Origin of the sequence: Shewanella mesophila (assembly GCF_019457515.1) — a bacterium.
Lineage (GTDB): Bacteria > Pseudomonadota > Gammaproteobacteria > Enterobacterales > Shewanellaceae > Shewanella > Shewanella mesophila.
In genome coordinates, this window is sequence record NZ_CP080421.1 from 3,048,026 (window position 1) to 3,066,747 (window position 18,722).

The following is an 18,722-nucleotide window of genomic DNA, read 5'->3' on the forward strand; positions in this document are numbered from 1 at the left end:
CTTTTACTAACAGACAAAGAGCACGGGTTAACTCTCCACTACCGTTTCAACGTCAGCTTGGGTATCATTGCGCCCATAATATCCCCCTCATGAGTTGATGCCCCATATGAACAAAATAGTATTAGCCAGCGGTAACAAAGGTAAGCTAAAAGAGTTTTCAGAGATCTTGTCTGAATTTGGTATTGAAGTTCTTCCACAAAGCCAGTTTAACGTCGAAGAGGTTCCAGAAACAGGAACCACCTTCGTAGAAAACTCGATTATTAAAGCTCGTCACGCCGCCAAAGTCACTGGACTTGCCGCGATTGCCGACGACTCAGGTTTAGAGGTCGATCTCCTCGGTGGTGCACCAGGGATCTATTCAGCACGCTATGCAGGAGAAAACGCCAAAGATAGCGATAACTTCAACAAGCTACTTGAAGCATTAAAAGATGAACCGGTACAACGCAGTGCCCGTTTTCAATGTATTTTGGTCTATATGCGTCACGCCGATGATCCAACGCCCGTGATCTGCCAAGCATCTTGGGAAGGCAAAATTGGCTTCGAGCCTAAAGGCGACAATGGCCACGGTTACGACCCTGTTTTCATTCCTGAGGGTCATCAATGCAGCGCCGCAGAACTGAGCAGCGATGAGAAAAATGCGTTAAGCCATCGTGGCAAAGCGATGCAACTGTTACTAACCGAACTTAAAGCTAAAGGCGTATTAGGTTAATGTTAACCCTTCCTCCGCTAAGCCTGTATATCCATATTCCTTGGTGCGTGCAGAAGTGCCCCTATTGCGATTTTAACTCCCATGGTCAAAACGGTGAGTTGCCTCAACAGCAATATGTCGATGCACTACTCGCAGATTTAACCAATGATAGCGGCTACATTCAAGGCCGTAAGCTGCATTCGATATTTATCGGCGGCGGCACACCATCACTGTTTGATGCCAGTCAAATTAAAAGATTACTCGATGGTGTTCGAGAGCAAATTCCCTTTAAACAAAATATTGAGATCACCATGGAAGCCAATCCTGGCACACTGGAACATGATGATTTTGCCGATTATCGAGCCGCTGGTGTGACTCGGTTATCGATCGGAGTTCAAAGCTTCTCTAGCGACAAGTTAAATCTTCTGGGACGTATTCACGATAAGAATGAAGCGGAAGTGGCAGCAATCAAGGCGAAACAGGCTAATTACAACAGCTTTAACCTAGATTTAATGCATGGTTTACCTAACCAAAGTTTCGATGAAGCGATGAGCGATATCGAAACCGCTGCCGCACTCAATCCCCCCCATCTATCATGGTACCAACTGACCATTGAACCCAATACCCTGTTTCACTCTAAGCCACCTCAACTGCCTGATGATGAAGACTTGTGGCATATTTATGAACAAGGGCAACAACGGTTAGCCGAACTTGGCTACCAGCAATATGAGATCTCAGCCTACGCCAAGCCGGGATACCAATGTCAGCATAACCTCAACTATTGGCAATTTGGTGATTACTTAGGTATAGGTTGCGGTGCCCATGGCAAGATAACCATTGAAGCCGAGCAGAGTATTTACCGCACGGTAAAAATTAAACATCCAAAGGGATACCTAGGCGCATCCGATTATCTATTTGAAAAGACTGAGGTGGCCGAGGAAGACAGACCATTAGAGTATTTAATGAATCGACTTCGCCTTATGTCTCCAATTCCTAAACTGGAGTTTGAAGAGAGAACAGGACTCGCTAGCACTCTTCTCGACAAAGGGATGCTGCAAGCTCAGCAAAAAGGCCTGCTGGTAGTCGAAGATGAGCATTGGCGCCTAACGCCTAAGGGCAATATGTTCGTTAATGAAATTCTGTCACAATTTTGTGACTGATCTTATCCCTGTCAAAATGACCAATTAAACTTTAATAGCCCTCTTTTTAGAGGGCTTTTTGAAACATTTCCTAACACTTAGATCCAATAATTTAACTCAAGCTTTATTAGGATAACAAGTTCGCTAATTCTCCTAATAAAAAAATAAATTATGTCTATAAAAACAAAAACGACACTGATCGCCTTAGCCCTTTCAAGCATTTTATCGGGTTCTGTTTACGCTAAGCAGGTACCTCAGTCTCTACTTAGTCCTCAAGAGCCAAGAGTTCAAGTGAGTGAACAAGAATCAAAAAAAGCCAATCAACTATTCGAATCAATATTCATGGAAAATGTGATGGCAAGTCCGATCAGCCAAACACATTTAGGCATTAAAACCGATTACGACAAGTGGGATGAGCGTGGCAAAAAAGCCGATCAACTAGTGCTAGAGCGTAACAAAAAGCATCTTGCCCAATTGAAGCAACTCAAGCGTGAAAGGCTCGATGTTCAAACCAAACTTAGTTACGATCTATTGACTCAAAAACTTGAAAACAGCATTGCAGATCACAAATGGCGTTTATACAACTATCCAGTTAATCAGATGTATGGTGGCCACTCTATGGTTGCCTCCTTTCTAATAAACCAACACCAAATTAGCGATTTAGCCGATGCCAAAGCCTATATTAGTCGCTTAAATGGCGTGCCAAAATATCTTGAGCAATTACAAGATGCCCTCGAAGAGCGCGCTCAGGCAGGTATCATAGCTCCCAAGTTTGTATTTGCACACGTGTTGTCCGATAGCCGAAACATCATTGATGGAGCCCCATTTAATGAGCAGGCCGACAGTGCTTTATGGGCAGACTTTCAACGAAAAGTGGCCAAACTAGAAATTGATACAGAGCAGAAGAGTCAGCTGCTGTTCGACGCCAAAACGGCACTCACAAGCCAAGTAAAACCTGCATACGATAAGTTGATTAGCTACATCATCACCCTAGAGAAACGAGCCGATAATAAAGATGGGGTGTGGAAGTTTAAAGATGGTGAAGCGTTTTACAATAATGCACTTGCGAGAACCACAACAACCCATATGACGGCTGATGAGATCCATCTATTAGGATTAGCCGAGGTCGACCGCATCCACCAAGAGATGCGAGCCATCATGAAGAAAGTGGGTTTTGACGGTGATCTACAAGCCTTCTTTAAGTTTATGCGAGAAGATAAACAGTTCTATTATCCAGATACTGAAGCTGGTCGCGAAGCCTACCTCAATGATGCCACAGGATTAATCGATAACATCTCAGGGCGTTTGGATGAGGTATTTAATGTCAAACCTAAAGCGCCGATGATCGTCAAGCGCGTGGAAGCATTTAGAGAAAAATCAGCAGGTAAAGCCTTTTACAATCAGCCATCGCCAGATGGTAGCCGACCAGGAACCTATTACGCTAACCTTTATGATATGGAAGCCATGCCCAAATACCAGATGGAAGCATTAGCCTACCATGAAGGAACTCCTGGGCATCATATGCAAATTGCCATCGCACAAGAGCTAGATGGGATTCCTAAATTTCGAAAATTCGGTGGCTATACCGCTTATATCGAAGGTTGGGGATTATACAGTGAATATTTCCCCAAGGAGATGGGGCTCTATGACGATCCATATTCTGACTTTGGCCGTCTCGCGATGGAACTGTGGCGCTCATGTCGCTTAGTTGTCGATACTGGAATACATGCTAAAAAGTGGACCCGCGAACAGGGAATTAACTACTACGTTAACAATACCCCCAATGCAAAATCCGATGCGGTAAAGATGGTAGAGCGTCACATCGTTATGCCATCTCAGGCCACGGCATATAAAATTGGTATGTTAAAAATTATCGATATAAGAGAGAACGCCAAGCAGATAATGGGAGATAAGTTTGATATCCGCCAATTCCATACCTTGCTATTAAAAAATGGGCCGCTGCCACTGGATGTGCTCGAAGCGCAAATAATGGATTGGGCTAACTACTACGTTAACAATACCCCCAATGCAAAATCCGATGCGGTAAAGATGGTAGAGCGTCACATCGTTATGCCATCTCAGGCCACGGCATATAAAATTGGTATGTTAAAAATTATCGATATAAGAGAGAACGCCAAGCAGATAATGGGAGATAAGTTTGATATCCGCCAATTCCATACCTTGCTATTAAAAAATGGGCCGCTGCCACTGGATGTGCTCGAAGCGCAAATAATGGATTGGGCTAACAAGGCATAACTCGCTCAGCAGAATAAGATAATGCCCCGTTCGATAATCTTGAACGGGGCATTATCAGTACAGGTCAAGTAACCAGATAACTAAACAACCAGATAGCTAAACAACAAGTCGTTTTACGTCCCAACGGATACAAACCTTTGTCGTCATAGCGTAGAGCGATCACTATAGTGAAAAGCCTTGAGCCGATACTTTAATACTCTTCACAACCAGCTGTTGTGGCGGCTCAGCCATACTTTGCTGTTGACCATGCTGCAAATAACTTACGACAAAACTGGAAGTCACATCAAAAGGCTCATCGATTTGAAGCCCATTAATTTGAATTCGATCTCCAAGCAATGCGGTATCTATTTGGCCAATTTCAGCCGTATGAGTATTTAATACAAATAACCCCACATACCAAAATACACCACTACCTTGATTTGATACTGAGAAAGGTACGGAAAACACCATCTCCTCATCACTGCTAGGAAAGTTTAGAGATGTGATTTTATAGAAGTCGACACTGACTAGACCACGCTCTTCGCCATCTCGGTATTGGCCCGTTGCAAGGTGACGCTCTCCGATTGTAGTGACTTTAGTCAATGGCGCTTTAGCTTCAGACTCTGGTAACTGGATCTCCCAGAGCTTATCAGTTTGAAAGCTAAATAAGGTCAACATAACATTGTCACTGTCGGACTGAATAGCATCTTGAATGTCATTTTCAACATAATAGATATCATCTTGAGTAAAATTAAAGCGATAGATCCCAGCGACGATAACAAGAACCATCGAAATAACAATAAACAATAAGATTTTCCGTATCATAAACATTCCTATATATCGATTACGTCAAATGACCAAGCGTAACATTATACCAATCAGTATAAGAAAATGATCTACTCAGCGCCTTCTAGCGTATTGAATGACTAGATAGATAGATAGATAGATAGATAGATAGATAGATAGATAGATAGATAGATAGATAGATAGATAGTGCAGACAGTTAATGCGACAGGTATAAGACACCAATCTTAAAAATGGCAGATGAAAATGATAGATTGAGCACTTTAGAAAAATCACCCCAGCAATAAATTGCTGGGGTAAACCAAAACTAGGATGATGGTTTGAAAGCTAGCATTGTTTTAGTTCTTAAAGCGCTGCCAGCATCGAATCAAGATTGCAGTAACGCAGACCTGTATAGACGGATCACGAGGGGTCATTCCTGACCCGTCTATATTGTTCAGGTCATCCCGAATCAACTGCCACCATTGTATTAAAACAAGAACAAACTTCAACGTGAATTGTTTTCAATCATTAGCCCGGGCTAAATAAGCCATTGAATATTAAATAAACACAACAAAAATAACTCACTGTTATTAAAGAAAAAAGCCTCCAAAATCAAATTTGAAGGCTTTTTAGTCCAAAAAACAAAACAATGTTTTTAAATTATTAACAACTGAAACCAAACAAAACCTTAAATAGCCTCAGATCAATAGGTTGTTAATTAACCATAACGATGCTTACTTACGCTGTGCATAAAGTGATGTGTATTTAGCATCCCAATAAGGTGGTGTACCAATATGGTCTTTGATGAAATCAATAAATGCGCTCACTTTAGGCGCTAAATGCTTACGTCTTGGATAAACGGCTTGTAACGGCAGATGATGAGTCAATTGCCATTCGGGTAACAGCGGAACCAAGGTGCCTTTCTCGATCTCATCTTCTAAAAGATAACTCGCCAGATAAACGACACCTAAACCACTCACGGCAGCAGTTTTTAGTGCAGGCGCATTGTCGACTCTAAAGTTACCCGCCACACCAATTTCGCAGTAATCATCACCCTTCTTAAACTGCCAAACACTATGCTCATGCCACTCACCTTGATATACCAAACAGTTATGGTCAACCAACTTCTCTGGGCGCTCAGGATAACCGTGCTTAGCAACATACTCAGGAGAAGCTACCAGTAAAAATTGGCATTTCATCAGGGGTCTAGCAACCATTCCCAAAGGAAGCTGCTCAGACATAGTTAGCAGTAAATCGAGGCCTTCGCTTACAACATCAACTTTATGATCTAACAAGCTCACCTGCAGTTCTAACTCAGGATGTTTAGCCATAAAATCAGGCAATGCAGGAATGATATGCATAGTCCCAAAAGATTGAGAAATACCGACTTTTAATACCCCACGAGTCGCATCATTAAGATTATGTACACTCGCGACGGCTTGCTCTGCGTCTCTAAGAAGCTCCTCGCCTTGAGCATAAAGTAGTTGACCCGCTTCCGTTAAGCTCAAGCTACGTGTCGTACGTTGGATCAACTGAACACCTAGTTTATGTTCAAGATCAGCAACCTGTGTACTAACCTTAGATTTAGAAATTCCCAATTTACGAGCAGCAGAGCTAAAGCTGCCAGCACGAGCAACATGAGTAAAAATGGCAATAGGTTCTAAAAGTTCTAACATTTAAATAGCCTTAAGGTGTTTGCGACCCTATAAATACTAATTATAAATCATAGAGATAAACCAATAAGATAGGGTTATTTCTTTGACAATTAAGAATAATCCAAATAGTAGAGTCAGACAGTTGCCTAATTATTCAGACAAATTTGGCCTGCATTGTTATTATTTTTTACAAGTATACCAAAGATTTGCACTTTGATTCTAATCCCTATTTTTCTGTCACTATACACCCAATAGACAAAGAGGAAAAATAATCAAATAGTAGAAGATAAAAAAGCCCTACACCCAAGGAAAGTGTAGGGAAGTTGCTGGTTGTTAGGGTCCAACAAAGGGAGAAGTGTTAAAAGATAAAACTATTCAAGCAACTCTTGTTTAGCCACCTTCATTAGTGGGTATTTATCAAGCTGTGGGATCTCCTTGCGCAGCTGTGACTCTAAAACGACTAACTGTTGAAAATTATCACAGAGCTTGTCTGCTCGTTCCTCTAGAGCTGCGGCCTGTTGCTCAATCTGAGCTTCAATATCTTTACCTACATTATCCATTTTAACAGAGAAGGCTTGCATTTTTTCTTCGAAAGAGTCGCCGTCCCCATTCATCATCTCACTGCCTAAGGTCATCATCATGCTGCCAATAGAGCTTTGCACTAACTGCTCCATCTCCTGCTCAAACTCTTTGCCAAAGGTGTCTTCTAAAGATGACTCAGTCGAACCAAGATAAAACCTATCACCATTTTGATAGGCGACAGTATCGATTCTGCTGCCCAAGCGATCCATCATCTCATCAATTTTCGCTCCGGTTGCATCACCAAGCAAAGGCGTTAATGCCATACTGACAGCCGTGGATGCAATGTCGACCGCATCATGGACTAAATCAATCACCTCAGGAAGTTGTTGAGAGACCTCATCGGCATACTGATTTACCAATTTTTGTTGGTTGGCATCTAAATTTACAGCTGCTCCGTCGACGTAAAGCTGACCAAGTTCAATACGATAAACTTCCTTTTTATCTTCGCTAATGATTAGCTTACGAGGTTCAACGGCGACATCATAGTTGAGGCTAACTTCACACTGATTATTGTCATGACCAAAAGAAAGGCTGTGGTCTTTATCACTCGCCCAAGCGGAGCTCGTTGTTGCAAGTACCAAGGCGGTTAATCCCAAAGAAGCGGTTATCTTTTTCATTCCATTCATCCTTATCATTAATTCGTCGTATCGCAATATTGCTCACCATGACAATACGATATTGAATTAGCTAGATACAGATATCATGCCAAAACTTAAATAACCATAAAATTCAATAGGTAGAGGAAGAATGAGGTTAAAAGTGACCCAGCGAGTATTAGCGATATAAACCAGTTGTTGGCAGATATCGCTAACTTTTACAGATTAGAATATCGATCTGCCTAGGGATTGAGATAGCCGCTCTAGTGCAGCGGTACCCGCGAGTGAATTGCCATTCTTATCCAATTCAGGAGACCAAACACAGACACTCATGTCGCCAGGGATCACGGCAATAATTCCACCACCAACCCCACTCTTGCCAGGCATTCCGACCCGATAAGCAAACTCGCCAGCACCGTCATATAACCCAGATGTAGCCAGCAAAGCATTAAGTTTGCGAGTCTGTACTGGAGAAACAATCGCTTCACCAGATAAACTTTGACCACCATTGGCTAAATACAGCATAGCTTTTGACAGGTCGGCGCAGCTCATTCTCATCGCACAATAATGAAAATAGTTCTTTAGCACCCTATCGACATCATTATTGAAATTGCCAAAAGACTTCATCAAGTAGGCTATCGCTGCGTTGCGAGCACTGTGTTCATACTCAGAAGCAGCGACATTCTTATCATATAAAATATGGGGATTGTCACTTAAGTTCCTAACAATCTCGAGCATACGATGTTTAGGAGCCCCTAAGCGGCTTTGTAACAGGTCGGCGATAATCAAGGCGCCAGCATTGATAAAAGGATTCCGTGGAACCCCTCTCTCTAACTCGATTTGCACTAATGAATTGAAAGATTGGCCGGAAGGCTCCTTACCCACACGAGACCATATTTCATACTCTTCGTACAATGTGAGCGCCACTGTGAGACTAAAAACCTTTGAGATACTCTGAATAGAAAAAGGCTCTAAATAATCACCAGCACCAATGGTTGTGCCATCGACGCTAGTGACAGCTATGGCTAACTTTTGTGGATCCACCTTAGCCAAAGCAGGGATGTAATTGGCGACTTTACCTTGACCGAGCAGGGGACGAACTTCTTCTACCACCTGCTCAAGTAGCGCCTTATCTGGTTTTAGTTCCACCAAATATCATACAGCTCGCTAATCTCTACATTGGTAGTTGGTTGTTGTTTCCAGAAAGCGCTAACCGCTTCACGATCTTCTTCGGTACATTTACCTATAGCTTGGGTGGCGATGATGCCTTCCCACTCTTTATGTCCACCACCATGGAAACCGAGCTTACGCACTTCAATCACTTCGGCAATAAACTGATCGACAATATTATCAATCTGCTCTTCAGAAACAGAATCATCAAAAGTCCAATTGACATCAAATCCAAACTCTTGAAACTCATCAATACGCAATTTTTTGCGAAGACGACGGCTACGTGTTGCCATGTTGTTACCCCGTTAGTTCATTAAAATAGTTAATAAAAATAGTGACACTAGTTAAACCGTAAACGCTATTCACAGCGCTCGAACATCAGATCCCATACACCATGACCAAGACGATGACCACGAGCTTCAAATTTTGTTAGCGGACGATGATCTGGACGCGGCACGAAATCACCATTTGCAGACTGGTTCTTATACCCAGGAGCTGCACTCATCACTTCAAGCATATGCTCACTGTAATTTTCCCAATCGGTGGCGAGATGAAATACACCACCGACTTTAAGGCTATTACGGATCATCTGTGCAAATTCAGGCTGTACGATACGGCGCTTATGGTGACGTTTTTTATGCCATGGATCGGGGAAAAACAGCTGCACTCTAGCAAGCGAGCCTGGCGCAATACTGTTCTCTAACACTTCAATCGCATCATGATGGAAAACACGTAGATTAGTTACGCCAGCTTCAGCAGCATCAGCCAAACAGGCACCGACTCCGGGCTTGTGTACTTCGATGCCGATAAAGTTGAGCTCAGGAGCGGCTTTAGCCATCTCAACTAAAGAGGCCCCCATGCCGAATCCAATCTCGAGAACCGTATCCGCTTCACGGCCAAAAACTTGAGCTAAATCGAGAGGCTCGGGAGAGTAATCTAGCCCCATTAGCGGCCACTGCTGCTCCATCGCAACCGCCTGACCTTTTGTTAAACGCCCTTCTCGAAGAACAAAACTTCTTACTTTACGAAGGTATTTACCCTCTTCATTAAACTCAGCGGTTGTAACGTCGCTCATTATTTCTAGCCTCTGTCTCTGCCATTAGTTGGCCATATAAGCATCTAACGTAGCGACTGTTTAACTCATGAGTTAATGACACAGCCGAACTAGCAAGATCATGCACAATCTTGACACTAATATGATGGAATTTTTAAAAAGAAGGGCATTATCCAAAGTTAATGGAGCAGTGCAAGCCCTATTGTTGCCAAAGTATACCAATAAACGCTCTAGGTGCGAGCAAAGCAGTACTTTAAACCCCATTTAAGTTGAGAAAACATCAGCGGCTCTATACACTGAGCGCCATGAAAAAAGAGCAATTTCACCAGCGCATTGTTAACTGGTACGCCGTACATGGCCGCAAACACCTTCCTTGGCAACAAAATAAGACGCCTTACAAAGTTTGGGTCTCTGAGATTATGTTGCAACAGACCCAAGTCGCTACGGTTATCCCCTATTTCGACGCCTTTATGGCAAGGTTTCCAACCATTGCCGTTTTAGCTGATGCAGAGCAAGATGAAGTCCTACATCATTGGACAGGGCTGGGTTACTACGCAAGAGCGAGAAACCTACATAAAAGTGCCCAGCTCATTGCCCGTGAATATGATGGACAATTTCCAACAAAATTTGACCAAGTGCTCGCCTTACCAGGTATAGGTCGCTCTACCGCTGGGGCTGTCTTGTCTCTATCTCTTGGCCAACACCACCCAATTTTAGACGGTAATGTAAAGCGAGTACTCGCAAGACATGGCGCAATTGAAGGTTGGCCAGGTAAGAAACAGGTCGAAGAGCAATTATGGCAACTGACAGAAAGCCTCACGCCAATAGACAGTATCGCTCATTACAATCAGGCGATGATGGACATAGGGTCGAGTATTTGTACCCGCTCGAAACCTAAATGTGACCAATGTCCTGTAGCCATAGATTGTAAGGCGCAATTAATGGGAAGGCAGACCGAGTTCCCCGGGAAAAAACCCAAAAAGACGATTCCTGAAAAACTGGCATATATGTTGGTGATAAGAGACTGTGACCGGGTCATGATGGCCAAACGTCCGCCCGCAGGAATTTGGGGGGGATTATGGTGTTTTCCACAATTTGGCACCATGTTAGAACTTAACCAGTTTATTGAGCAACACGGAATGCAGCTAGAGACAGATGAACCACTCGCGAGCTTTAGACACACATTTAGTCATTTCCATTTAGACATCGCAGCATTCACGGCAAAGATCAACCCCAGTAAAGCACATCTGATCATGGAAGATGATGCATCACTCTGGTATAACATAGCCAATCCCCCTAAAGTTGGTTTAGCCGCGGCAACAGAGCGGATCCTATCCAGCTTAGGTTCTGAATTTAATAAGGAGTAATCATGGCTCGTACAGTGAACTGCCAATATCTTAAAAAAGAGGCAGATGGCCTAGCCTTTCAACTCTACCCAGGCGAATTGGGTAAGCGTATTTTCGACAATATTAGCCAAGAAGCATGGACTCTTTGGCAGTCGAAACAGACGATGCTTATCAACGAGAAGAAGCTCAACATGATGAACGTCGATGACCGCAAGTTTCTAGAAGAGCAGATGGTGAACTTCCTGTTCGAAGGAAAAGACGTTGAAATTGAAGGCTATGTGCCAGAGAAAGATGACCAATAGTCTCTCTAACAAGTTATAACTGAAAACGACTTAAATAAAAAAGCGCCATCAACGGCGCTTTTTTGTCTTTGTACAAAATGGAAATTACTGACGAATGCCTTCGACCACCAGATCGAGTTTCACATGACTAGAAGCTGGACCTAAATCCATTTTGATATCGTAATCTTTCAATGCAAACTCTGTACTACCAATAAATCCAACGCGGTAACCTCCCCATGGATCTTTGCCCTCTCCCACAAGGTTGGCATCGATAGCCACATCTTTCGATACGCCATTAAGGGTTAGCAAACCATTAAGCACAAACTTGCCATCGCCTTTATCTTCCACCGAAGTTGATTTAAATGTGGCTTGAGGAAACTTAGCCACATTCAAAAAATCTTCACTGCGAAGATGCTTATCTCGCTCAGCATGATTAGAGTCTAAACTTGCCGTATTAATGGTGACATTAACCTTTGATGCACCAATGTCGCCATTATCGAAACTAAAATCACCAGAAAAATCGTTAAAACGGCCAACCACAAAACTATATCCCAGATGACTTACCTTGAATTGCACAGAAGCATGAGCTCCTTGAGTATCGATAACATAGTCGGCAGCATTTACCTGTCCAGCCATCAATAGTGCTCCAGCGATCACGCTGCTTAATAAACCCTTTTTCATTTTATCTCCTTAATAGTAACCATTCTGACTAATGTTGAATCTTTATCGATTACGTGATGCTTTATCGCCCCAAGCATATGTATACCCACTAAAGCAATTAGGCTATAAGCCAAATACTGATGGATGACACCCGCCAAATCTGCTTGATCATTAAATAATGCCCCTAGGCTAGGTAGCTCAAACAAACCAAATACCATAATGCCACGCCCATCTGCCGTAGAGATCAAATAACCGCTGCAAAAAATAGCCATGAGTAGCAGATACAGCAACCCATGAACTGCGGCGCCAAAGGTCTTCTCCCAAGCTTGATGCCCGGCCAGCCCTCTAGGCTTTGGGTTACTCCATCGCCAAAGCAATCGAGCTAATGTTGCCAGGAGCAATAGCACTCCAACACTCTTATGTAGTTCTGGCGCTGTTTTATACCAACTACTGTAATAAGTTAAATCCACCATCCAAAAGCCCAAAGCAAACAAACCGACAACAACAACGGCTGAAACCCAGTGCAGCAGGATACTCATTAAGCCAAAATGAGTTTCGGTATTCTTAAACATAGTCACTCCACTTATTCAGGTGATATTTTCCTTTTAAAAGATAGTACGTTCGATTTTTAACGGTGAATATCGCGTAATTTCGCCAATTAGATTCGAATTATTAGAATAGTTAGAGTCTTTCGCGCACTTTAGGAAGCATTTAGGGGCCTTAACCAGAGAAAGTAGCAATTTAACGACTCAATTTTAGATGGGAGCTTTAGATCGAAGCCTTAGCTAGAACCAAACAGACGTTATAAAAGCGCTTGAGTGTAGCTTTGTCGCACTAAAAACCAGCTAACAAGATAAAAAACAGACATTTTGAGCATTAACTAGCCATGCAGTAAGATTTATCTAAAAAAGCACTTGCAGGATAAATATGACCGCTATATTATACGCGCACTCCAAACGACACGGGTTACATAAGACCTGGTTTGAAGTAGTAAACTAGACACTTAGTTTAGTTGCCCGAATAGCTCAGTCGGTAGAGCAGAGGATTGAAAATCCTCGTGTCCCTGGTTCGATTCCGGGTTCGGGCACCACTATTTAGCAGTACATTAGTTGTAAAAGTTAAGCCGGCATAGCTCAGTTGGTAGAGCAACTGACTTGTAATCAGTAGGTCCCGAGTTCGACTCTTGGTGCCGGCACCATATAAATTAGCCTCGACATTGTCGGGGCTTTTTTATATCTAAATTATCTTAATCCCTCGAACAATCTATACCAATCAATATAAGAAAGTGATCTATTCAACGTGTTTTTTGGCAACTAATTCAAGGCGAATGGACGATGAAATGGTTGCTCCAAGTTCAGCAATACCTTTCAGAATAAAGATAGGTAATAAAAAAGGAGCCCTTAGGCTCCTCATCAGTTAATACCAATCGGTATAAGTACAACTTGTGTTAGCCCGCCTAACAGACAAAAGCATCACGCTTCAGGCTAAGTCACCGAATCTCTTATAGATTGATACTATTTCCAGCTTCTCATCTTATGCCCTTTAACGGCATAAAACAGGATAAACAGATAACAGGGGAACATCACCATATAACCGCCCTGCTGCCCGAGTGACGTTGCCGAACTAGTTAGTCCCCAAAACAGTGGACCGAAAGCACCACCTGCAATGCCCATGACCAATAGCGCCGAACCAGTGCTAGTCAACTTACCCATACCCGATAACGCTAGCGGCCATACCGCAGGCCAAACAATCGCATTGGCTAACCCAAGGAAAGCGATCATTAATAAGGTATCGGGTAACATGGCGCCACCAAAAGGTACCAATAGAGTATTTGCTATGGCGTAAGAGCTATTGTCGCCAAATAAAATCCCTAAGGTTAATACAAGTCCTAGGATCGCAGAGATCATTAGCGCCTTAGGCTGGGAGATAAAACGTGGGATAGTCAAAATACCTAAGGTGTAACCCAGCACCATACAGATCATGGTATATGAGGTCATCACGCCGTAGTTTTCAACACCCAGTGACAATGCAAAAGTACCTATGGTATCGCCAGCGATAACCTCGACGGCAACATAGAAAAATAGCGCTACCACACCTAATGCAAGATTCGGATGAGACAGTGCTTCGCGAGTATGCCCTTTACCACAGCCCTCTTCATCATCTTCTTTTTCCAACTCAGGTAAGGGAGACTTCTTCACTAAGACGGCTAATAACCCAATAAACAATGCCATTCCCATATAGGGATAAACTAAGCTATTGGCCATCTCATCGATTTGAACTTGAGTCAGCTCCATACCGACGCGATCTTTAAAGCTATCCAGGATCAGCGCGGTGAATACTAACGGTGCAATAACGCCAGCGCCCTTATTAAGGATCCCCATTACGCTAACACGAGCTGCCGCGGATTCCTCTGGACCAATTCGAACAACATAAGGATTAACAGCAGTTTGCAACAAAGTCTGCCCAGTCCCCATCACCAATTGAGCAAACAGAAACAGGACAAATATTTGGGTCTTAGCCGCAGGAATAAACAACAAGCCCGCGAGCATCATTATCCCCATGCCTAATGCCATACCGGTTTTATAGCCCACTTTTCGTATAACCCAAGCCGAAGGAAGTGCTGTAAATGTAACGGCAATATAAAAAGAGAAAAGGATGAGTGAAGCTTGAAAGGGGGAAAGTTGAAGGATCTGCTTAAGATAGGGCATCAATGAGCCATTTAACCAAGTAGCAAATCCTAGAATAAAGAACAGTCCTGCGACAATCGCCATCGGGATCGCGCTACTGCGCTTAATTTCACTATTTAATGTCATTTCCATAAGCCTGTTTTCTTATAGTAATTAATATGTTGATACCAGTTAAACCAGTACCGGCTCAGTATTATAGTGGTACAGCTATCAAAGGCTCGACTCCAGAAGCATTGGAATAGTTTTGCCCCCTTGTTTCACCGATGTTAAAACATAAAACACCAAAAGACAACGCTGTCATTTTTAATTTTAATTGAATACATAGCTAACTTATCGATTTAGTTCACTAAAAAAATCAGCCATGATATTTCAAAGGTCAAACTTTAATAAAAATGCCACGTTTATACATCCAATACAGTAACAACCACTGCACCGTGAGCAACCCAATCGTTGCAGCAAACATCTGCATTGATGCTGGTAGTACATCAATAAAACCACCAAAGAGACTCGACGAAACGTATTGCCATTTAACAAGGCTTGAGGAGAGGTAAATAATGATGGCATTACAACCAATAACAACAAATACAAAAGCGAGGCGATGTAATCTGAGCACATCAACCAAGGCATAGAAAAGAGCCAAAAATATCAAACTCCAACCCGTAGTCACCAATACAAAGCTACTGGTCCATAAATCTTTATTTACAGGAATAACACTATTAGATAGCCAACCTAGCCCGAGTATGACAGTGCCGATTAATAACAGTACGCCAACCTTAGCCCACTCGCCTTTTGGGTGAGTCTTTACAATGAAGTGGCCAGTAAAGACGCCGGCTAAGGCATTAATTACCGCGGGAATCATTGATAATACACCTTCGGGATCTGTTGCCCGACCTTGATAGCTAACGCCTGGTAGCAGAAGGCTATCAACATAAGCGTTGATTGAGCCAGCCATTGATAAGTCACCAGCATTTCCGCCGGGAACAGGAACATAAAGCTGGATAAAGGCATAACCAAACAGCAATGCCATAGCAACGCCGATCTGAATCTTTAAGCTAGTATGCCAAACCAGCATAGCCGCAAAAAACCAGGCAAAGGCAATACGTCCTAGCACACTGGCATAACGGATCTCATCCAGCGCCGCTGGGACACCATTTCCCCATCCGTGATTATAAAGAACACCGAAAAATAATAATAAAGCCAAACGCTTAAATGCGTGACGATAAACGGGTAAGCGAGTCGTAAAAGGTAACTTATCTAGACGCTTCGGAGATAAGCCCAGTGCGACCCCAGAGAGGAAAATAAACAGCGGAAAAATCAAATCATAAAAAGTAAATCCATGCCACTGACTATGATGCATCTGTGCAGCGGCTATCTTCCAGCCTTGCCATCCCGTCCAGGTCAGTAGGCCAGCAAACAGGGCCTCACCACCGAGGATCCAAAACATATCGAATCCACGCAAAGCATCGAGTGACATAAGCCGTGGTTTCGACGTTTTTTTCAGGCTTGCTTCCATATTGAGATTTTCCGCCATACTAAGGTTCTTGTTCTTATTCGTTTAGGTCAGTCAACTTGTATTGTTATTAAGCCCCAAAAGTTTGGCTTTTAGGGCTTAATAACAAAATTTACAGGGTTAAATCTGATATACCAATTTGCCACCGATATAGGTTCTAGTCACCTGTCGCTGAGAGTCCAGCAAGACCATATCTGCTTTTTTCCCAACCTTAAGCGTTCCGCGAACACTATCTTGGCCGATAAACAGCGCAGGATAGAGCGATGCCATACGAAGAGCCTCACCGAATTCTAGCCCCAACATGCTAACGCAGTTGTTCACCGCTTGCGCCATATCTAAAACACAGCCAGCAAGCTCCCCCGTTATCGCATTTAATCGATCGCCATCGCGAATGACTTTAGTACCGAAAAGCTCAAAACTTGCATCTTGTGCCATACCAACCGGTGGCATGGCATCTGTGACTAACATCACCTTGCCTTTAGGCTTTGCATAAATGGCTACTTTAGCAGCGGCGGCATGTACATGGTGACCATCGACAATCAAACCGCACCAAGCATCGCGGCTCTCGATGGCGGCGCCAACCATGCCAGGCTCACGCGATCCCATAGGCGACATTGCGTTGTACAGATGAGTAAAACCTGTTGCACCAGCCTTAAGGGCGGCAACCACTGTATCGTAGTCGGCGTTAGAGTGACCTAAACAGACTCGTACATCTTCTGCCACCAAGGCTTTAATCACCTCAACAGAAACATTCTCAGGTGCGAGGGTAACGACTTTAACACCTAAGTCCTTACGACAAAAAACGTCTAGCTCGGCATCAGAAATTCGACGAATGTGAGACTGTGGATGTACCCCTTTTTTAGGGACTGAAAGATGAGGACCTTCAAAATGCACGCCCAAAACACCATCACTCCCTTCAGATAAAGACTGAGCCACCGCATCTGCCGCGGTGCGCATAACGTCAATATCATCGGTAATTAAGGTGGGCAAAAAGCCTGTCGTGCCAAACTGGGCGTGAGCACGGCCAATCGTTTCAATACATTTAACACTGCGGTCTGCGTTGAGCAGTGCCCCGCCGCCGCCATTAACCTGTATATCGATAAATCCTGGTACCAGTGTGCCATTGACCCGAACAGGTTTTATGTCGGCCACGGTATCGAACGCTATAATATGGCCATCGTCGATTGTCACTGGCAAGTTTTGATGAAACACCTCACCATCAAAGACCTGATCAGCGATTAAGGTTTGCTTCATAAATTAAATCCTACGAAATACTTATCCATCAAATAGTTGCTTTTATTAATCTGCGGCGGCATAACACTGACGCGCATAATAAGCAGCCCCCATTTCTGGTGGCGCAATAACTGGCGATATTCTGGCGACGACGTCTTTATCTAACCAAGGAGCAAGAGGTTCAGCAAGTCCGCCTATCATTGAAAAACGAGGCGGATGCAAACTAAATAACTTCTTGGCTAACTCGCTGATGTAGGCCGCGCCTTCTACGACTATGCTTTTAGCGACCTCATCTTGCTCAGTGGCACTTTCTAATACCAAGCGGGCTAAGGTAGCGTAGCAACTAGAGGACTTACCCGCTAACTGCTCAACAATCCCCATGGCATCAGTTATCTGAAAATGATTCTTAAGACGCTCGGTTAACTGTGTCTTAGGACCGAAACCATCGAGATCTAATAACACCTGCTCTGCCGCCTTTAACCCTAACCAGGCACCACTTCCTTTATCACCTAATGGAAAACCATGGCCACCCAAGGATAAAGATTTTTCTGCTACATGGACGTAACCACAAGATCCTGTTCCGGTGATAATCACCGCGCCATCACTACCATGATGCGCTCCTATACAAGCAGTATGAAGATCGGTAGTCACAAATATGTTAGCAAATGGATGCTGCCACTTAACCAGCTCTTGATATAAATGGGGAACATTAACTCCAGCCAAGCCAAGACCAGCCACAAGCTGTCCGCTATCACTCGCCTGAAGACCCGCATCTTCCAATGCTAGTTGAGTAGAGAGTTTAATAGACTCAAAAGTCTGTGACAGACCGAACAAAGGATTTGCTCGTCCTGCTACGCCTGTCCCAAGGACACGATCATCGCTTGCATAAATGGTGGCTCGACATTTACTGCCACCACCATCGATACCAATAAATAAGGGGGCTTCCTTTGTCTGGTTAAATCCCATTACGGACCTCTTTCACTGTTTTATATCCAGAGAGAAGCATTTAAAAAGGGCTCAGCTCTGCCTTTCGACTAGGTTAACTCTATGTTACAACATAAATGACAACGCTGTCATTTATATTTTAAAAGATTCGGAAA

Annotated in this window: 17 protein-coding genes and 2 tRNA genes; 7 read left to right on the forward strand and 12 right to left on the reverse strand. The window is 43.4% G+C overall.

Annotated features, from left to right (window positions below):
• Window positions 1–106 precede the first annotated feature (106 nt).
• The 3 genes from rdgB to K0I73_RS13540 all read left to right on the forward strand — a co-directional run bounded on the left by rdgB (window position 107) and on the right by K0I73_RS13540 (window position 4,083).
• Entirely contained in the window at window positions 107–709 is a 603-nt protein-coding gene (gene rdgB, locus K0I73_RS13530; RefSeq protein WP_220061605.1) for an RdgB/HAM1 family non-canonical purine NTP pyrophosphatase, read from the forward strand.
• Window positions 709–1,848, forward strand: coding sequence for a radical SAM family heme chaperone HemW (gene hemW / locus K0I73_RS13535; RefSeq protein ID WP_220061606.1), 1,140 nt, complete (start codon window positions 709–711; stop codon window positions 1,846–1,848). The genes rdgB and hemW overlap by 1 nt, the downstream gene beginning before the upstream one ends.
• Before the next feature lie 150 nt (window positions 1,849–1,998).
• Complete coding sequence (locus K0I73_RS13540; protein WP_258405188.1) at window positions 1,999–4,083, forward strand: DUF885 domain-containing protein; 2,085 nt, start codon at window positions 1,999–2,001, stop codon at window positions 4,081–4,083.
• 162 nt (window positions 4,084–4,245) lie between these two features.
• Here the strand turns inward: K0I73_RS13540 and K0I73_RS13550 are convergent, their stop codons facing one another.
• From K0I73_RS13550 to trmB, 6 genes are all read right to left on the reverse strand, one after another.
• Window positions 4,246–4,887 (reverse strand): hypothetical protein, encoded by a 642-nt coding sequence (locus K0I73_RS13550; protein ID WP_258405189.1) that lies wholly within the window; start codon window positions 4,885–4,887, stop codon window positions 4,246–4,248.
• Between the two features lie 695 nt (window positions 4,888–5,582).
• Entirely contained in the window at window positions 5,583–6,524 is a 942-nt protein-coding gene (locus tag K0I73_RS13555) for a LysR family transcriptional regulator (protein WP_220061608.1), read from the reverse strand.
• Window positions 6,525–6,874: 350 nt separating this feature from the next.
• Window positions 6,875–7,702, reverse strand: coding sequence for a YggN family protein (locus K0I73_RS13560; RefSeq protein ID WP_220061609.1), 828 nt, complete (start codon window positions 7,700–7,702; stop codon window positions 6,875–6,877).
• A gap of 204 nt (window positions 7,703–7,906) precedes the next feature.
• A complete protein-coding gene (glsB, locus tag K0I73_RS13565) occupies window positions 7,907–8,830 on the reverse strand; it encodes a glutaminase B (RefSeq protein ID WP_258405190.1) in 924 nt (307 codons plus the stop codon).
• On the reverse strand, window positions 8,821–9,144 hold the full coding sequence (locus K0I73_RS13570) for a YggL family protein (RefSeq protein WP_220061611.1): 324 nt from the start codon (window positions 9,142–9,144) through the stop codon (window positions 8,821–8,823). The genes glsB and K0I73_RS13570 overlap by 10 nt, the downstream gene beginning before the upstream one ends.
• 65 nt (window positions 9,145–9,209) lie before the next feature.
• Window positions 9,210–9,926, reverse strand: coding sequence for a tRNA (guanosine(46)-N7)-methyltransferase TrmB (trmB, locus tag K0I73_RS13575; protein WP_220061612.1), 717 nt, complete (start codon window positions 9,924–9,926; stop codon window positions 9,210–9,212).
• A gap of 284 nt (window positions 9,927–10,210) precedes the next feature.
• Here trmB and mutY point away from each other — a divergent pair, with 284 nt between their 5' ends.
• Window positions 10,211–11,272, forward strand: coding sequence for an A/G-specific adenine glycosylase (mutY, locus tag K0I73_RS13580; RefSeq protein ID WP_220061613.1), 1,062 nt, complete (start codon window positions 10,211–10,213; stop codon window positions 11,270–11,272).
• Window positions 11,273–11,274: 2 nt separating this feature from the next.
• On the forward strand, window positions 11,275–11,553 hold the full coding sequence (locus K0I73_RS13585) for an oxidative damage protection protein (protein ID WP_220061614.1): 279 nt from the start codon (window positions 11,275–11,277) through the stop codon (window positions 11,551–11,553).
• 84 nt (window positions 11,554–11,637) lie between these two features.
• Here the strand turns inward: K0I73_RS13585 and K0I73_RS13590 are convergent, their stop codons facing one another.
• Window positions 11,638–12,213 carry a YceI family protein gene (locus K0I73_RS13590; RefSeq protein WP_220061615.1) on the reverse strand — a complete coding sequence of 192 codons (576 nt, stop codon included), beginning with the start codon at window positions 12,211–12,213 and terminating at the stop codon, window positions 11,638–11,640.
• A complete protein-coding gene (locus K0I73_RS13595; protein ID WP_220061616.1) occupies window positions 12,210–12,764 on the reverse strand; it encodes a cytochrome b in 555 nt (184 codons plus the stop codon). The genes K0I73_RS13590 and K0I73_RS13595 overlap by 4 nt, the downstream gene beginning before the upstream one ends.
• 442 nt (window positions 12,765–13,206) lie before the next feature.
• On the opposite strand from K0I73_RS13595, the gene K0I73_RS13600 reads away from it, so the two are divergent.
• Both K0I73_RS13600 and K0I73_RS13605 read left to right on the forward strand, forming a co-directional pair.
• A tRNA-Phe gene (locus tag K0I73_RS13600) sits at window positions 13,207–13,282 on the forward strand.
• A 32-nt stretch (window positions 13,283–13,314) separates the two neighbouring features.
• Window positions 13,315–13,390 (forward strand) — tRNA-Thr (locus K0I73_RS13605).
• 316 nt (window positions 13,391–13,706) lie between these two features.
• Here the strand turns inward: K0I73_RS13605 and nagP are convergent.
• From nagP to nagK, 4 genes are all read right to left on the reverse strand, one after another.
• A complete protein-coding gene (gene nagP / locus K0I73_RS13610) occupies window positions 13,707–15,011 on the reverse strand; it encodes an N-acetylglucosamine MFS transporter NagP (RefSeq protein ID WP_434086684.1) in 1,305 nt (434 codons plus the stop codon).
• Window positions 15,012–15,255: 244 nt separating this feature from the next.
• On the reverse strand, window positions 15,256–16,410 hold the full coding sequence (gene nagX, locus K0I73_RS13615; RefSeq protein WP_258405191.1) for a transmembrane glucosamine N-acetyltransferase NagX: 1,155 nt from the start codon (window positions 16,408–16,410) through the stop codon (window positions 15,256–15,258).
• Between the two features lie 99 nt (window positions 16,411–16,509).
• Window positions 16,510–17,643: an N-acetylglucosamine-6-phosphate deacetylase gene (nagA, locus tag K0I73_RS13620; protein WP_220061617.1), complete on the reverse strand. Its 1,134-nt coding sequence runs from the start codon at window positions 17,641–17,643 to the stop codon at window positions 16,510–16,512.
• Window positions 17,644–17,688: 45 nt separating this feature from the next.
• Complete coding sequence (nagK, locus tag K0I73_RS13625) at window positions 17,689–18,588, reverse strand: N-acetylglucosamine kinase (protein ID WP_220061618.1); 900 nt, start codon at window positions 18,586–18,588, stop codon at window positions 17,689–17,691.
• Window positions 18,589–18,722: the final 134 nt, after the last annotated feature.

Coding starts and splice junctions, on each gene's coding strand:
- rdgB (WP_220061605.1), top strand. CDS start 107: ATGAACAAAATAGTATTAGCCAGCGGTAACAAAGGTAAGCTAAAAGAG.
- hemW (WP_220061606.1), top strand. CDS start 709: ATGTTAACCCTTCCTCCGCTAAGCCTGTATATCCATATTCCTTGGTGC.
- K0I73_RS13540 (WP_258405188.1), top strand. CDS start 1,999: ATGTCTATAAAAACAAAAACGACACTGATCGCCTTAGCCCTTTCAAGC.
- K0I73_RS13550 (WP_258405189.1), bottom strand. CDS start 4,887: ATGATACGGAAAATCTTATTGTTTATTGTTATTTCGATGGTTCTTGTT.
- K0I73_RS13555 (WP_220061608.1), bottom strand. CDS start 6,524: ATGTTAGAACTTTTAGAACCTATTGCCATTTTTACTCATGTTGCTCGT.
- K0I73_RS13560 (WP_220061609.1), bottom strand. CDS start 7,702: ATGAAAAAGATAACCGCTTCTTTGGGATTAACCGCCTTGGTACTTGCA.
- K0I73_RS13570 (WP_220061611.1), bottom strand. CDS start 9,144: ATGGCAACACGTAGCCGTCGTCTTCGCAAAAAATTGCGTATTGATGAG.
- trmB (WP_220061612.1), bottom strand. CDS start 9,926: ATGAGCGACGTTACAACCGCTGAGTTTAATGAAGAGGGTAAATACCTT.
- mutY (WP_220061613.1), top strand. CDS start 10,211: ATGAAAAAAGAGCAATTTCACCAGCGCATTGTTAACTGGTACGCCGTA.
- K0I73_RS13585 (WP_220061614.1), top strand. CDS start 11,275: ATGGCTCGTACAGTGAACTGCCAATATCTTAAAAAAGAGGCAGATGGC.
- K0I73_RS13590 (WP_220061615.1), bottom strand. CDS start 12,213: ATGAAAAAGGGTTTATTAAGCAGCGTGATCGCTGGAGCACTATTGATG.
- K0I73_RS13595 (WP_220061616.1), bottom strand. CDS start 12,764: ATGTTTAAGAATACCGAAACTCATTTTGGCTTAATGAGTATCCTGCTG.
- nagP (WP_434086684.1), bottom strand. CDS start 15,011: ATGGAAATGACATTAAATAGTGAAATTAAGCGCAGTAGCGCGATCCCG.
- nagX (WP_258405191.1), bottom strand. CDS start 16,410: ATGGCGGAAAATCTCAATATGGAAGCAAGCCTGAAAAAAACGTCGAAA.
- nagA (WP_220061617.1), bottom strand. CDS start 17,643: ATGAAGCAAACCTTAATCGCTGATCAGGTCTTTGATGGTGAGGTGTTT.
- nagK (WP_220061618.1), bottom strand. CDS start 18,588: ATGGGATTTAACCAGACAAAGGAAGCCCCCTTATTTATTGGTATCGAT.